The sequence below is a fragment of the Planctobacterium sp. AWM4_229 genome (assembly GCF_056160305.1).
Genome location: NZ_JBSWWX010000012.1, coordinates 21,362 through 37,024, shown reverse-complemented (window position 1 = coordinate 37,024; position 15,663 = coordinate 21,362). Strand labels below are relative to the sequence as shown.

The 15,663-nt window shown below is 44.7% G+C and carries 18 protein-coding genes; 12 read left to right on the top strand and 6 right to left on the bottom strand.

What is annotated here, in order from left to right; genetic code table 11:
* The first annotated feature begins 1 nt into the window (after position 1).
* The 10 genes from ccoO to ttcA all read left to right on the top strand — a co-directional run bounded on the left by ccoO (position 2) and on the right by ttcA (position 8,388).
* On the top strand, positions 2-607 hold the full coding sequence (gene ccoO, locus ACXAGP_RS20630; protein WP_475263617.1) for a cytochrome-c oxidase, cbb3-type subunit II: 606 nt from the start codon (positions 2-4) through the stop codon (positions 605-607).
* 8 nt (positions 608-615) lie between these two features.
* Positions 616-801: a cbb3-type cytochrome oxidase subunit 3 gene (locus ACXAGP_RS20625; protein ID WP_475263616.1), complete on the top strand. Its 186-nt coding sequence runs from the start codon at positions 616-618 to the stop codon at positions 799-801.
* Positions 794-1,747 (top strand): cytochrome-c oxidase, cbb3-type subunit III, encoded by a 954-nt coding sequence (gene ccoP / locus ACXAGP_RS20620; protein WP_475263615.1) that lies wholly within the window; start codon positions 794-796, stop codon positions 1,745-1,747. Before ACXAGP_RS20625 ends, ccoP begins: the two co-directional genes overlap by 8 nt.
* A gap of 81 nt (positions 1,748-1,828) precedes the next feature.
* Entirely contained in the window at positions 1,829-2,308 is a 480-nt protein-coding gene (locus tag ACXAGP_RS20615; RefSeq protein WP_475263614.1) for a FixH family protein, read from the top strand.
* Positions 2,308-4,707, top strand: coding sequence for a heavy metal translocating P-type ATPase (locus ACXAGP_RS20610; protein WP_475263612.1), 2,400 nt, complete (start codon positions 2,308-2,310; stop codon positions 4,705-4,707). Before ACXAGP_RS20615 ends, ACXAGP_RS20610 begins: the two co-directional genes overlap by 1 nt.
* A gap of 1 nt (position 4,708) precedes the next feature.
* On the top strand, positions 4,709-4,888 hold the full coding sequence (gene ccoS / locus ACXAGP_RS20605; protein ID WP_475263611.1) for a cbb3-type cytochrome oxidase assembly protein CcoS: 180 nt from the start codon (positions 4,709-4,711) through the stop codon (positions 4,886-4,888).
* A complete protein-coding gene (locus ACXAGP_RS20600; RefSeq protein ID WP_475263610.1) occupies positions 4,889-5,554 on the top strand; it encodes a sulfite exporter TauE/SafE family protein in 666 nt (221 codons plus the stop codon). It begins immediately after the preceding gene.
* Positions 5,555-5,589: 35 nt separating this feature from the next.
* Entirely contained in the window at positions 5,590-6,318 is a 729-nt protein-coding gene (fnr, locus tag ACXAGP_RS20595) for a fumarate/nitrate reduction transcriptional regulator Fnr (protein ID WP_475263608.1), read from the top strand.
* A gap of 102 nt (positions 6,319-6,420) precedes the next feature.
* On the top strand, positions 6,421-7,353 hold the full coding sequence (gene uspE, locus ACXAGP_RS20590) for a universal stress protein UspE (RefSeq protein ID WP_475263607.1): 933 nt from the start codon (positions 6,421-6,423) through the stop codon (positions 7,351-7,353).
* A gap of 120 nt (positions 7,354-7,473) precedes the next feature.
* The gene (gene ttcA, locus ACXAGP_RS20585; protein ID WP_475263606.1) at positions 7,474-8,388 is read left to right on the top strand and encodes a tRNA 2-thiocytidine(32) synthetase TtcA; all 915 of its coding nucleotides are present in this window, start codon (positions 7,474-7,476) and stop codon (positions 8,386-8,388) included.
* Positions 8,389-8,403: 15 nt separating this feature from the next.
* Here the strand turns inward: ttcA and ACXAGP_RS20580 are convergent, their stop codons facing one another.
* The 3 genes from ACXAGP_RS20580 to ACXAGP_RS20570 are packed head-to-tail and all read right to left on the bottom strand — an operon-like array spanning position 8,404 to position 10,658.
* A complete protein-coding gene (locus tag ACXAGP_RS20580) occupies positions 8,404-9,042 on the bottom strand; it encodes a DUF2987 domain-containing protein (protein WP_475263605.1) in 639 nt (212 codons plus the stop codon).
* Positions 9,035-9,865 carry a glucosaminidase domain-containing protein gene (locus ACXAGP_RS20575; protein ID WP_475263604.1) on the bottom strand — a complete coding sequence of 277 codons (831 nt, stop codon included), beginning with the start codon at positions 9,863-9,865 and terminating at the stop codon, positions 9,035-9,037. The genes ACXAGP_RS20580 and ACXAGP_RS20575 overlap by 8 nt, the downstream gene beginning before the upstream one ends.
* Complete coding sequence (locus ACXAGP_RS20570; RefSeq protein WP_475263603.1) at positions 9,858-10,658, bottom strand: hypothetical protein; 801 nt, start codon at positions 10,656-10,658, stop codon at positions 9,858-9,860. Before ACXAGP_RS20570 ends, ACXAGP_RS20575 begins: the two co-directional genes overlap by 8 nt.
* A gap of 296 nt (positions 10,659-10,954) precedes the next feature.
* Between ACXAGP_RS20570 and ACXAGP_RS20565 the strand changes: the two genes are divergently transcribed.
* Entirely contained in the window at positions 10,955-11,566 is a 612-nt protein-coding gene (locus tag ACXAGP_RS20565) for a hypothetical protein (RefSeq protein ID WP_475263602.1), read from the top strand.
* Between the two features lie 770 nt (positions 11,567-12,336).
* Here ACXAGP_RS20565 and ACXAGP_RS20560 read toward each other — a convergent pair.
* From ACXAGP_RS20560 to cobB, 3 genes are all read right to left on the bottom strand, one after another.
* On the bottom strand, positions 12,337-13,170 hold the full coding sequence (locus ACXAGP_RS20560; RefSeq protein WP_475263601.1) for a pirin family protein: 834 nt from the start codon (positions 13,168-13,170) through the stop codon (positions 12,337-12,339).
* 113 nt (positions 13,171-13,283) lie between these two features.
* Positions 13,284-13,922: a LysE family translocator gene (locus ACXAGP_RS20555; protein ID WP_475263600.1), complete on the bottom strand. Its 639-nt coding sequence runs from the start codon at positions 13,920-13,922 to the stop codon at positions 13,284-13,286.
* 32 nt (positions 13,923-13,954) lie between these two features.
* On the bottom strand, positions 13,955-14,686 hold the full coding sequence (gene cobB, locus ACXAGP_RS20550; protein WP_475263695.1) for a Sir2 family NAD+-dependent deacetylase: 732 nt from the start codon (positions 14,684-14,686) through the stop codon (positions 13,955-13,957).
* A 50-nt stretch (positions 14,687-14,736) separates the two neighbouring features.
* Here cobB and ACXAGP_RS20545 point away from each other — a divergent pair, with 50 nt between their 5' ends.
* Positions 14,737-15,552: a MurR/RpiR family transcriptional regulator gene (locus ACXAGP_RS20545; RefSeq protein ID WP_475263599.1), complete on the top strand. Its 816-nt coding sequence runs from the start codon at positions 14,737-14,739 to the stop codon at positions 15,550-15,552.
* Positions 15,553-15,663 lie beyond the last annotated feature (111 nt).

Here is a 15,663-nt window from a genome sequence, read left to right as displayed (position 1 = left end):
AATGAAGAACGTACATGAACTTGTAGAAAAAAATGCTGGCTTGCTAGCGGTATTTATCTTGATTTCTATTTCATTTGGCGCGTTGGTTGAAATCACTCCTTTGATGTTTCAACAACAAACCATGAAGCCTGTAGATGGCCTTAAGCCTTACACGGCTCTGCAATTAGAAGGACGTGACATCTACATCCGCGAAGGTTGCGTAGGCTGTCACAGCCAAATGATCCGTCCGTTCCGCTCAGAGACTGAGCGTTACGGTCACTACTCCGTCGCTGGTGAATCCGTATGGGAACACCCGTTTTTGTGGGGTTCAAAGCGTACAGGTCCTGACCTGGCACGTGTAGGTGGCAGATACAGTGATGACTGGCACTATGCACACATGATGGACCCTCGCTCTGTGGTACCAGAGTCTAATATGCCCGCCTTCCCTTGGTTGGACGAAAATGTGTTAGACGGCAAGTACACTGCCAAGAAGATGGAAATCTTCAGAGGATTCGGTGTGCCATACACAGATGAAGATATTGAAGGTGCCCAGGAGGCTGTCGCTGGTAAGACTGAAATGGAAGCCCTTATTGCTTACCTTCAGTCGCTAGGTACAGCACTTAAGTAGGTGTCATTATGGATTACGGTACTATAGGCAGCATATTCACAGTTGCAGTATTTGTATTTTTTATTGGTATTGTGCTTTGGGCGTACAGTAAGCGTTCCAAGCCAGGGTTTGATGAAGCGGCCAATTTAGTTTTCGACGACGAGCCACAACACAAAGCATCAAGCACAAAACGGGAGTCTTCTGACAATGAGTAGCTTTTGGAGCATTTTCATAAGTGTTATTTCACTGGGTACAATACTAGGGTGTTTCCTGCTGTTACGCTGGTGTTTAAAGAATAAAACGGGTGTTGAGGAAGGCGATGATATGCATCATGAATTTGATGGCATCGTCGAAATCAACAATGGTTTGCCGGTATGGTGGACCTATATGTTTTACGCGGTTATCGTTTGGGCGCTTGTGTATTTCGCCTTGTATCCTGGACTAGGTAACTTCCAGGGCTTATTGGGTTGGAAAAGCTCGCACCAGGACATCCGCTCTCTAGAGGAGTCTAGAGCTGCGGTAGCGGCAGCTAAAGAATCTGGTGAGCTGGTTCAATACGACCGCGAGATGCAGTTTGCTGCAGAAAAATTCGATCCAGTTTTCAAGGAAATTGCCAGCCGTCCTATCAGCGAACTGGTTAACGACCCTGAAGCGCTGAAAGTAGGTCAAAGACTGTTCTTGCAAAACTGTTCAATGTGTCACGGTTCAGATGCCAGAGGCTCAACAGGCTTCCCTAACCTTACTGATGACGATTGGTTGTATGGCGGCTCGCCTGAAAAGATCAAAGAGACCTTACGCCTTGGTCGCCAAGGCGCCATGCCAGCTTGGCTTGATGCCATGGGTGAAAAAGGCATTGAAGAGGTTGTTGCCTACACCTTAAGTCTGAGTGGTCGCAGTGTAGATCAAGATTTACAGGAAAAAGGCCAGGCGCGATTTGCGGTTTGTGCAGCATGTCACGGTATGGACGGCAAAGGTAATCAAGCCTTGGGCGCACCTAACCTGACTGACAACATCTGGTTATATGGCGGTAGCCACAAAGCGGTAACCGAAACCTTAACCTACGGTCGAAATGGTGTTATGCCAGCATTTGACGAACGTTTAGGTGAAGATAAGATCCACGTTGTAGCAGCCTACGTATACAGCCTTTCTAATCAAGAGTAAGGCATTTAAACTTCTGCTAAAAGCCTCGGATCACCGAGGCTTTTTTATGGGTAATATTGAATTTGGAGTTTCTTCAATACTATGACTGAAAAATGGTATAAACAATTCTGGCCGTGGTTTTTAATCACCGTTCCAGCAATCTCCATTGTACTTGGATTTACTATCGTTTACCTTGCGATCACTTCAGAAAACTCCATGGTGTCCGACGATTATTACAAAGAAGGTAAAGCCATAAACCAATCTATTAGCAAAAAACGCATGGCAAAACAGCTCAATCTCATCGCTGGGCTGAGCATCGATGCAGATAGGGTTAAAGTTAATTTCAAACAGGCTCTGCCACCAGATTCTGCAGCCATTAAGTTAGATTTTTTCCACGCCACTCTGGAAGACCGTGACTTCCATGTCATGCTCACCCGTAATGCGGAGGGAGACTACAGTGGTAGCTTACCCAAATCTGTTGATGGCAAATGGCGCGTAACGCTGACTCCTTTTGATGAGTCATGGAAGATCCGACAAACCGTTGCATTTCCAAGAACTGACGAAGTTATTTTGGAGCCCTGATGTATCAAACGGCGCAGGGCCATTGTTTTCATTGCGATGAAAACATCCCCCAAGGTGAAGTTTACACGGCGAACATATTAAAAAGTGACAGACACTTTTGCTGTCCCGGTTGTAAAGAAGTCGCCCGCTCAGTCGTAGAAGCGGGCTTGGAAGATTATTACAAGTTCCGCACAGAGCCCGCCGCAAAAGCAGATGCACTTCCCACCGAGTTGCTTCAGCAAAATCAAATTTACGACCTGCCTGAGCTTAGCGACGAATACATCAGCAACAATAAAGAACTGGCAGAAGCGCAGCTAACAGTAGAAGGATTAAACTGCCCCGCTTGCGCATGGCTCATTGAGAAGCGACTCAACGGCCAGGCTGGCGTTCGTCAGGTAGGTGTTGATGTCAGTGCCAGAAGAGCAACTGTGCGCTGGTTTAAGGACCAACTGAGTTTAAGTCAGGTTCTCAATTTATTCGCTGAGATTGGCTATCGAGCACGGCCTTTTCAACCTGATCAACACGAAGCCATATTTCAGGCTGAAAATAAAACCTTTCTGAAAAAGCTAGGCCTTGCCGGGTTATTGACAATGCAAGTCATGATGCTTGCTTTTGCCTTATATTTTGGTGTGTTTGGTAATCTGGACAACGAGACTCGTAACTTTTTACATTGGGTAAGCCTGGTACTGAGTACGCCTGTGGTGTTTTATTCCGGCTCAGTGTTTTTTATTAGCGCCCTCAATGGACTCTCTGCGCGTACACTCAATATGGACCTGCCCGTTAGTATTGCCATTTTCATTACCTGGTGCAGCAGTGCATGGGCAACCTGGCATGAGTATGGCGAAGTTTATTTCGAATCCATTTGTATGTTCATCTTCTTGCTCTTAATAGGTCGCTATTTTGAGCATAGAGGTCGACAAAAAGCAGTGATCACAGGCAACAATATCACCAAGCAATTACCGCAATTTGCAAGACTCATTCACGACGACAATGCGGCGCATGAAGTACCAGCTAAATCCTTAAAAGCGGGACAGCAAATCTTGATAAAAACCGGCGATACCGTTCCGGTTGATTGTGTTTTACTATCAGATGCAGCTGAGCTGGATGAAGCCTTGCTGACCGGCGAATCTTCCCCTGTGGTTAAAAGTAAAAACGATGCGCTTTATGGCGGTAGTATCAATATTTCAAACCCCATTAATGCTCGGGTCTCAGCGACTTTAACCAACTCTACTATTAATCAGATTAGTCGCGCACAGGAGCTCGCCTTTTCAGAAAAGCCTCGGTTTGCCATTGCTGCAGACAGGTTAGCCGGTATTTTTGTTACGTTAGTATTGATAATTTCGGTCCTTACCTTCAGTTATTGGTATTACGCATCACCACAAGATGCGCTCTGGATCACAGTATCAGTATTAGTCGCCACCTGCCCTTGTGCACTGGGTTTGGCTACTCCTACGGCTTTTACGGCCGCTATGAGTAAACTCAATGAAGTGGGGTTAGTGATAAAGCGTACGGACCTGTTGGAAACCATTACTAAGGTGGATGTTTTTGCCTTTGATAAAACCGGGACCTTAACCAAGGGAACTCCGGGCATCGTTAACTGGAAAAACCACAGTTCCCTTGCAGATGAGCAGGTTCTGAGCATTGCTGCATCATTAGAAGAACACTCCGAGCACCCTATCGCCAAGGCATTTACAAGTGATGAAAAGCTAACTTGTTCAGGCATAGAAGTTCACCCGGGAGCCGGTATCGAAGGACAAATCGACAAAGAGAAATACCGTATTGGTAATCCGGAATTTACCACACAAAATCCCAATCAATTAGGTGCCGATGTTTATCTTGCTCGTCAGTCAGGTGATAACTACGAGCTGATAGCGAGTTTTTCCTTAGAAGATGCACTTCGAGAAGCCGTGCAGTCATTTTTCAATAAATTCCAAAGCAAAAACACATTGTTACTCAGCGGTGACAATGAACGCAAAGTGTCTGACCTGGCCACAAAGCTCAAACTTGCTGGTTTTCAACACAGCATGAAACCAGAGCAAAAATTAGACTACCTACAAAATTTACAGCACAACGGTAATATTGTACTAATGGTTGGTGATGGCGTTAATGATGCTCCGGTACTGGCTGGTGCTAATATTTCCGTGGCCGTAAATGGCGCCAGCGACTTTGCTCAAAATGCCGCGGATATCATTATGCTGAAAGACAACTTCTTTGCTATTTCAGCACTGTTATCAGTTGCCCAAAAAAACCAACGCATTATCAAGCAAAACTTCGCCTGGGCATTGGGTTATAATTTATTGGTATTACCTTTTGCAGTTTCCGGGCTATTACCTCCTTGGGGTGCAGTCATAGGTATGTCGTTGAGTTCACTCATTGTGACATTTAACTCGCTTAGAATTAGCAAGAAAAAAGAGACTTGATATGAGTATTATTTACGTTTTGATCCCCATTGCCATCATTCTGGTGATTGTGGCCATCGCAATTTTTTTCTGGGCTGTAAAAAGTGAGCAATTTAAGGACCTGGAACGCCACGGTCACAGTATTCTGTTTGACGATGACATTAAAGACGCCCAAGCCTCACGACCTAAAGACAAACTCTAAGTGCTACCAGAATTTGCTGCTGCCTTTCTCATAGGCATTGCTGGTAGCGTGCATTGTAGTGCCATGTGCGGAGGTGTTATTGCTGGATTAAACTATGCAATTCCAAACAACAAACCACTGCTACCTTACGCTTTGTCTTACAATCTGGGACGTATCCTGAGCTATGGTGCGGCGGGTCTAATAGCGGGTGCGCTAGGCCAGGTATTCAGCCATCAAATTGGCTCAGGCATCGCGCTACTTAAACTACTCAGTGGCATTATGCTTGTGTTACTTGGGGCTTATATCGGCAACTGGTGGCGAGTGCTTTCAAAGCTTGAATCAGCAGGCGCACGGTTGTGGCGCAAGATATCCCCCATCGCAAAACGCTTCGTTCCTTTTAAAACACCATTGCATGCACTGCCCTATGGCCTGATCTGGGGCTGGTTACCCTGTGGGCTGGTATATTCAACACTGGCATGGAGCATGGCAACAGGTGATGCCGTAAATAGTGCGTTTTTGATGATGTGTTTTGGTTTGGGCACATTACCTGCCACCTTATTACTGGCGCTGTCCGCTAAACAATTGCTGGCTGTGACACAAGCCCCCCGAACAAAACAGATAATTGCACTGGCACTTGTTGCTTATGGTGCCTTTATCATTGCACAAAGCCTACAGCATCATTTATAGTACGCTTAAATTATTGCAAGGAGCCTTTTGTTTAAATGGTAAGTCAAGCTCGCTATCCTCTAAATTGTCAAAACTGCAGTTTCAGTCAACTCTGCTTACCGTTTAATTTAAGCAATAACGAGCTAGATAAACTGGACGATATCATTCAACGCAAGCGCCCCATTCAAAAAGGCGAGCGTTTGTTTGAAACCGGCGATAAGCTTACCTCCTTGTTCGCCGTCCGTTCAGGCTCCTTTAAATCTTATGCCATCAGTCAAAGTGGTGAAGAGCAGATCACGGCTTTCCATTTACCGGGTGAAGTTATTGGTTTCGACAGCATGTCTGAAGAAGCACATCAAACTGTAACTCATGCGCTTGAAACCTCCATGGTATGTGAAATTCCCTTTGCTACGCTAGACAATCTAGCTGATGAACTGCCCGCCCTGCGCAAACAACTGATGCGCTTAATGAGTGCTGAAATTAAACAAGACCAACAGATGTTTATGTTGCTCAATCAACGTACTGCCGAAGAACGTTTGGCCTATTTTTTACATTCGTTGTCGCTGCGCTTCAATCAACGTGGTTTTTCCGCCACCCAATTTCGCTTAACCATGACTCGTAGCGAAATCGGCAACTTTCTCGGTTTAACGGTAGAAACCATTTCTCGCTTACTATCTAAATTCAACAAGGAAGGTTTGCTTTCAGTGGAAGGTAAACTTATCAATATCCTTGATACGCAACTGCTGGAAGAAAAAAGTAAAACCTTCTCTCCTGAATGCAAGTGAGAAAAATCAGCACCTAATTGATCCAGAACAAGGCTCATAGTGGCAAATTTTTGATGCTTTTCTTACACTAAGAGTGTTCGTTTATTACATCAGGAAATGGCTATGAGTGGTTTTAACAAAATTTTGGCTGTTATTGATCCGACCCAGGAGCAACAAAAGTCGCTGGCGCGAGCGCTTGAATTGGCTAACAAATGTGACGGAAGCGTCACTGCGTTTCTCAGCATCTACGATTTTTCTTATGACATGACGACTATGTTGTCTGTTGAAGAACGTGAAATGATGCGACAGGCGGTAGTTGATGATCGCACGGAGTGGTTGGTGGGCATGATTGAGCAACAATCCAATGCCCAAAGCGTCAAAGTAGATGTAAAAGTTGTCTGGCACAACCGTCCTTATGAGAGCATTATTGTGGAGGCCATGGCAGAGAACTATGATCTCATCGTCAAAGGCACGCAGCAACACGACACCTTAAAATCAGTCATATTCACCCCCACCGATTGGCACCTGTTGCGCAAAGCGCCAGTATCCGTATTACTGGTTAAAGATCATGCCTGGCCGGAAAATGGTGTTGTTCTTGGTGCGGTCAATGTCGGCACAGAAGACGAAGCTCACCAATCACTGAATAAGCGCATCACTGAAACCTGTAAAGACATGGCTACCGTTCTAAAAGGCCATGTGCATCTGGTGAATTCCTTCCCCGGCACACCCATTAATATTGCTATTGAGATCCCCGAATTCGACCCGCAAACCTACAATCAATCAGTCAACGATCATCATGTTGCCTGTATGAAACAACATGCTGAAAATTTAGGCGTGGATGTGGCACATTGCCATGTGAAAGAAGGTTTACCGGAAGACGTGATCCCAGCAATCGCGAAAAAGTTTGATGCAGAACTCGTTGTTATCGGCACGGTTGGCCGTCAAGGTATTTCAGCCGCGCTGATTGGCAATACCGCTGAACATGTCATAGATATGCTGGACTGCGATGTATTGGCTCTCAAACCCGAAGGTTTTGAATCCCCAGTAAAGCTCTAATAAATTAAACGACTTTGCAATCTCCCACAGTAGCAAATATGTTACTTTGGGGGATTTTTGCGTTATACTCTGCCGCCATTTTTACAGCATGTTTTTCATACAAGTATAGAGTAGCGGTCGATGTCCGAAGCAGTTAATCACCTCACTAAAAGTAAACAGCAATACAGTTTCAACAAATTGCAGAAACGACTGCGTCGTTGTGTTGGAAAAGCCATTGCCGACTTCAATATGATTGAAGACGGTGACAAGGTGATGGTGTGCTTATCGGGTGGAAAAGACAGTTATACCCTGCTGGATATTTTGATGTTCTTGAAAAATATCGCCCCTATCCATTTTGATATCGTGGCGGTGAACCTGGATCAAAAACAGCCAGGCTTCCCTGAGCATGTGCTACCGCAATACCTGGATAAAATCGGCGTCGAGTATTTAATAGTAAACGAAGATACTTATTCAATAGTCAAAGAAAAAATCCCAGAAGGTAAAACCACCTGCTCTTTGTGCAGCAGGCTAAGACGCGGCATTTTGTACCGCACAGCACAGGAACTTGGGGCCACCAAGATAGCTTTGGGACATCATCGTGATGACATGCTGGAAACCCTGTTACTCAACATGTTCCATGGTGGCCGCATGAAGTCTATGCCGCCCAAGTTGGTGAGCGACGATGGCAAGAATATCGTTATTCGTCCACTAGCTTATGCCAGTGAAAAAGATATCGCCAAATACGCGGAAAAAATGGAATTCCCAATCATTCCCTGCAATCTCTGCGGCTCACAGGAAAATCTGCAGCGTAAGATGATTAAAAACATGCTACAGGACTGGTCGAAACAATATCCGGGACGCATTGAGAACATGTTCCGTGCACTGCAAAATGTCACCCCATCCCACCTTGCGGATCCCAATTTGTATAATTTTGTCGACATCAGCACTACGGGCGAAGTCCCTGAAGAAGGTGATATCGCTTTTGATACGCCGGAATTTACCGATCCAGCGGTTGAATCAACGAATTCAGAAGTTGAAACGATAGAATTAAGCTAGGGTATAAATTAGGTATTAATCTGGCATCAACGCAGTGATCTGCTTGATGCCGCTCAACTGAGTATCAGCCAATAGTCGCTGAATATCCTCTTGTTTTATCTGCCAATGTTCACCATCAAACTTTGCAATGGTGGCAAAGGCTTTGGGTACAGTGTTGGGTTCGGTAAAGGTAATTTGTAGCCCCTCAGGCGATGGCATCATAAACGACAAAAAGCCCCCCATTTTGTCAAAGAATGCCTCAAAAGAATGAAAATAGCTCAGCAGCTGCGAAGCATTGACGGGCTCGGTTAACGACTCGGGTTTCACTTCCAAAAGCACCGATAAATCACATTGGTTTTGGGGCTCTTCTAACTTGACCAGTAATCTGGCCTTAGCCATTTTTAACGCTTTTTCATTGGGCAATACAAAGCGACGATTCGCCTGAACCGGAACATCGATATCTTTTTTATCAGTATCAATCAACACAGATGATACCTGACACAAATCTTTGCTTTGCACGTGTAAAAAGCCAAAGGCGAACTGTAGGGACTGTAGTTCTTCACCGTTTAGTTTTCTCAGGTGACTATAAAAATCGGCGTACTCAAGGTGCAACTCACCTGCCTGGAGAGAGTTACTACTTAATCCAATTACCAACAATAGAATCCATCTAACCATTTTCAACTGTTTGTTCCTGTGCATAGTTCATATGTTTTCGATTTACGCGGATCATGGCTTGAAGCTCTTCCACATAAGCCTGGCCGCGCTCTGAGTAATGCAACAACCCCTCAGCCAGCATTTCAGCGGTAATAGGTTGCTGTGTTTTGCGTAATACTGCGCGTATATAGCGCAAATCCTGGTAAGCAAAATGTCGATTTAGGGTATTTAAGTATTTGGCCACCCCTTGGGACAAATTCCTGTATTTAGCCACTTCATGATTCATGTCGTCGTCCCGCTGGCGCGGCACAAAACCACAACCTTTGCGATAACACCACATACCAAAAAAGTTATAACCCTGGCGCGCAAAACGAGATGTTCCCCAGGCTGACTCATTAGCCGCCTGAACCAATACCAGTTCCTTGGGAACAATGTCGACTTTAGTCAGTAGCTTGTCAAAAAAAGTGGCGCTAAGCCCCGGAAACTTAACATTGTACTCTTGCGCTAGTTCCGCCAGGCGTTTGTGCTGTGCGGGACTAAGCGCATCAGCTTTTTGACCTTTGGCAAGCCATAAACTTTGTAATGCTAAAATAAATGTACGTTGCGACAGTATGATTTCATTTTGCTTTTCTATCTCTGGTAACAGATAACTGAAAAACGCGCGCTTTTTCTCTGTCACCTGCTGAAAAGATGCAAAATCGGGGATCGGCTCCGCCGTGACTAACCGAGTAGTAACGGCTTCTGCCGGTGGTTGGGGGGGCAGCAGGAACGGATATAAAAACGCAACAACACCTATTAATGTTACGCCTCCAATCCACAACCGAGAACGCAATGACTTATGCATTGAAGTGGTCGTCTTTACCGCTCTGATCAAGTGTTTTGAACTCAGAAGATTGAGCTTCTGCGGTTGTCATAACTTCACCTTCTGATTGCGAAATCGTTTCTGCACTTTGTACTCCAAAGATATCCCGATACAAAATCCCCTTTACATTATAGTAGAAAGGAGCAACCCAGATCATTGCAATACCGAATGTAAGTGCCACCAACAACAACAGCGCAAAAAATACCGCGTATAATTTTACGAAGTTAAGCCATTGATGATTTACCACTTTAATGGAGGTAAATATGGCTTTTGCGGGCAACATGTTTTTTTCAAGCACCAATGGTATCGCAAAGCCAGTAGCTATCATTAAATATAGACCCGGCAACACCAGGAATAAAAGGCCAATTTGCACGATAGCCGTGGTCATGACCACAGTAACGGTAATGACAAGTGTGCGATTAATGAAGCCAAACAGATCCGCCAAATAATTTTTACGCCCCACACTGGATTTAATCCCCATCATCATCAATGCCGCGGTTAATGGGGCAATCAGTACTGCCATAATGATATCCAGGCCGAAGCGAAAACCAGGTTCCTCCCAGGAAATGCCTTTTGCCTCAGAAACATAAGCGGCCATTAGCATGATGGTCATGGCAATCACAATCACCACCAACATGCCCTGAACTATCGAAGATTTATCGGCTTGTGTCAGTTTCCAACCTTCATCAAAAACCGCTTTTAAATCAAACTCATAATCGCCATTAAGGGCAGACTCAACACTGGCTTGTGTTTTTTGCGTGTTTTTTTCTAACAACGATTTAAACCTTTGCTATTTTGAGGGCGACTAGTATAGCAGCAAGAAATTGGAATGCATTGCCTGAACAGCTATGACGATAAATAAATATTTCACGCCTGTTCTTATAGTTAGTGAAAACTTTAGTTTATTAGTCATATTGGCCAGAAATTAGTATTTTGATTCCATAAGACGTCCGATGAAAATCATATCTTATTGTTTTTATTGGACATTTCAATTGGCATTCAATTTGCCATAGTTAAAACTAAGTTAGAGCACATACGCGTTATTTACGAAAAAAGGTTCTGGAGAACACAATGAAAACCAAAATCGCACTCGCCATCGCTGCAACCTTATTCACATCAGCCAGTTTCGCCAAAGACCGGGTTAACCTGTCTGAGTCCATCGACTTATCTGAGAATGCTCAAGTTCACTTTGAAGTTGCAGTAGGTAGTATCCAAATCGAAACCTACGACGGCGATACCATGCAGCTGGATATCGAAGTAAAAGAAAGTGATAACGATTGGTTTAGTTCAGCAGACCTGGACGATGTAGAACTCAAAGTCCGCGGTGATGCCGATGATATTTCACTGGAAATTGACGTTGAAGACGTAGTGCAAACCTGGATTGTCAAACTACCCAAAACGGCAAATGTTGACATTGATCTTGGTGTCGGTGAAGTCGAAATTGAAGACTTTGAACGCAGTGCTTCCATCGATGTTGGTGTCGGTGAGGTGGATATTGAGTTAGCTTCTGATGACTATCGCGAAATTGAATTAGAGTCTGGCGTAGGTGGCGCAGATCTGGATGGTTTCAAAGGCGCTGAACGCGAGCGCAATATTGTTAATGAATCCATAGAGTGGCGCGGTACTGGTGAATATGAAATTGAAATCGATGTGGGCGTTGGTGACATTGACGTACGTGACTAACCCTCACATTAACTAAACGGTTGTCTCCCGTTATGCGCTAATTGGGCGTGTTCGCCCCCGAGTTTCGGGGGCTTTTTATTTTAAGTACCAAATTACCTATTTCACCAAGTGTGTAATCTTCGGAGAATAGCTTTTTGCCTGCAAAATACTAAAGTTCCAATATTTGATGTTGTCTTTGCCGGGGCGCCGGCAGCGCCTCAAGGAATGCTGCCTGCGGCACTCCTTGAGAATCCTCCGCAGCCCTTGACACGCAAAGCGTAACCTTCGTATTCAGCACAACAATGACCATCAATGACAGCACATCCTTGTGCTGGCATGATGATACCAATAAATAACTCTCTGCATTCGCTCAGCGACATCCCAGCGAGCTTAGTTCGAGGCGCGTGATTGAAATAATACTGGTGGTCTTATGAAATTACGTAACAAAGAAATAAGCCGCTGGGGTGTCGTCTTCGATGGATTTGAAATGCTTTTATACCGCGTTAGATGTTTTTGATTTGGAGCCACCAGACCTGTAAACATCTGCCTTGCCTAAAAGCATTTCAAATTCCACTGAGTAGCATGCTGAGGGCTACTTATTGGTATGGGTATCTTCCCTGATACCTCTCATTGTTGTGTCATCTGAATACTTAGCTTACTGCGTGTAAAGGGAACCCCGTACAGTACTTCGAACTAAACATAGTGCAAATTTTCAGAAATCACTTTTTAGGCATTTAATTCTAAGTCATCCTCTTAAGAAAATAGATGATTTACTATAACCAACTTAAAAATCAGAGTGTCAGCTCACCAAACTTACCAGATTGATAATCTCGAACAGCTTGCTGAAACTCTTCCTGAGTATTCATCACAAAGGGGCCCATGTGGGCTATCTTTTCTTTGATTGGCTGTCCCTTAAATAACAATATCCCGGCTCCCTCATTGTTGGTCTCCATAGTATTAACTTGCTCTGCATTGAGGATCACAAACTCCCCTTCTTTGGCTCCCCAAATACTGCCCTTGTAGATATAAGCGCCTAAAAAGCCCGCTTGTTGTGCATCGATGTTCAACACAACATTGGCCTGCAGTTGCAAATCAGCGATAGCACCATTACCTGCAAGTCCGTTCAGGTTTCCGACACAATGCTGCCCGTGCAATTGAAATTCACCGGCTAAAACACGCACTTTGCCTTGAAGTAAAGTGTATTCAGCAACCGGATTTTCAGTACTGTCCTGATACTGCGCAGGTCGCAGTTTTTCACTTGCTGGCATATTGAGCCATACTTGAAAACCATGCATGCCCTCATTTGCGTCAGCCAGTGGCATTTCTGAATGCACAACCCCAAACCCCGTACTCATCCACTGTACATCCCCGGCCTTTATGGCCTTTTTATTGCCCATCTGATCCTGATGCTCAAAGCCACCTTTTAAAATATAGGTAAAAGTTTCAATGCCTCTATGGGGATGCGGCGGAAAGCCGCCAATGTAGTCTTGCTCATCATCGGATTTGAGCTCATCTATCATCAGAAAAGGATCCAGTGCGAGAAAATTGAAATCCGCCACACGACGTATTTTCACCCCATCGCCATCTTGGGTATTCATTGCAGGGCGTTTTGAGAGTATATGCATCACAGTCTCCAGAAAAATAACTGTGACTATTATTGCGCTAAAAAGGAAATAAAAAAGCGCATTAATTGCGCTTTTTTATTCGATAAAATTGAACAATTGAACGAAACTAGTATTCAGGAAGTTAACAACTTAATCGCTAAGGCTATCAAGATGACCCCCATTACACGATCAAACCAGTGACTGTTGCTGCCAATGAAGTCTCGTACTTTGCGAGAACTTAAAACATAAGAGAGAAAACAAAACCAGACACCCGTTGCAATTGTCAGATATACGCCGTAAATCGCTTTTATGGACATCGGTGTATCAACGCTGACAATAACTGCAAACAAAGAGAGAAAGAACAACGTCGCTTTTGGGTTCAAACCATTGGTTAAGAAGCCGGTCCAAAAGGCTTTTTTATCAGAAATAGTGAGATGGGATGCTACCGGGGTCTCAGCTTCGGATGGTGCTGTTGGTGCACTTCTCAGGGCGTTTACACCAATCCAGATGAGGTAAGCCGCTGCAGCGTAGCTAAACACGGTAAACAGCCAAGGTGTCGTTTTGATCAACAAACCTATTCCAGCGAGAGAGTAAGCTACATGCAAAAGTATACCCAGCCCGACCCCAATACTGGTAATAATGCCGGCACGCCGACCAAAACTCACACTATTTTTTAATACAATAGCAAAATCTGGCCCGGGACTGGCGACCGCGACGAGGTGTGCAACAGCTATAGTGAGAAACTCTACCCAGTAGAGATTAAAAGCGTCCATTAGCAATGTGTTTCCTTATCTAATTATGATTATCAAAGTGAACTTAAAAACTCGGGAACTCGCTCAGAAGCCAGCCCGTAGTATTGTTCATCAAAATGCGATTCTACCGCACTGGGCTCCATATTAATTTCCACAGTACGAGCGCCAAAGCTGGCCGCTTGCGAGACAAAACCAGCGGCCGGGTAAACATGGCCAGATGTGCCAATGGCAATAAATATGTCTGCATTGTAAAGGGCATCATATATGGCTTCCATGTGGTATGGCATTTCTCCAAACCACACGATATCGGGACGCATTCTTCTCGCTGGATAACAACAATTGCAAGCATTACCTTGATCGAGATTCTCAGTCCAGGGAATCGATTTTCCGGTCTTACAACACTTTGCCGCTAACAACTCACCGTGCATGTGTAGTACGTTTTTGTTGCCCGCTCTTTCATGCAAATCATCTACATTCTGAGTAACAATCAGTAAATCGCGTCCTAACTTTTTTTCCAACTCCGCCAGGGCATAATGGGCGGTGTTGGGCTGCACTTCGGGAGATTGCAATTGCGCTCTGCGTAGATTGTAAAATCGATAAACCAGGTCGGGATTCAGCGCAAATGCTTCGGGCGTTGCCACTTCCTCTACACGGTGCTCTTCCCATAATCCGTCATTATCACGAAACGTTTTTAGTCCCGACTCCGCCGATATTCCGGCCCCGGTCAATACGACAACTTTGCTCATTTTGACTTCTTGCTCATTTATTTTTTCAAAGTTGAGGATCTGTAAGCCTTTGTGTTCTAATAATCCAAAAGGCTAACGAGAACAGGCATTTGAACAACACTTTGCCCTTTTTGCAACGTATAGAGCAAAACTATGGAGAATTACCCCCTAGTGCACGAGATATCGCCACCTTTTTGCAAAACGATCCACTGTTGGTGCTTAAACTGTCTACCAGTGATATTGCCGAGGCCTGTAATACTTCAAAGGCAACTGTAAGCCGCTTTTTCAGACAGCTCGGTTATGAAAACCATTTGGTGGTTAAACAAGAGCTTCGCGCGCAAGGGCAACCCATCGCGTCCAACAAAAGTGATAAACGCTTCCTGGAGGGTGAATACCAGCGCATTAAAGCGGCGTGGGAATACCTGCAGCGTTATGGCTTAGAACAAATCACCGAATCTATTTGCAACGCTGACCGCATCAGTATCTTTGGTTACCGCAATAGCTATCCTATGGCCATGCATTTGCAACGGCAACTATTGCAACTAAGGGATAGAGTCAGGCTGCTGCCTCAACCCGGACAAACCATCAGTGAAGAGCTACATGGCATCGTAAAAGGTGAAGTGGCCATTGTAGTAGGATTCAGAAGACGTCCCAGGGTTTTCAAGTCGCTATTAACCGAGTTAAAAAAGTGCACCAGTATCATCCTGCTTACCGACAGTACTGGCCAAATTTACAAAGACGATGTAGACCACCTGTTAGTGTGTTCTCTTGGAGAAGAGCTGGCTATGGACAGTTACGCGGCACCAATGAGCATGATCTCCATGCTGTGCCACTCCGTCTATAATACACTCGGCGAATCAGCTGCTGAGCGCAGTGCCGCCATCTCAGATGGCTATCGCACCCTCGGTGAATTAGAAGATATATAAAGAGAGGCTTTTCGCTGCAACAAGGCGTTGCTTTTTGTGGGACCGGACATGTCCAACCAATGAAACATTTGTTTCACAATAAAAACAATTTGTAACTTTCATTAAATTGTT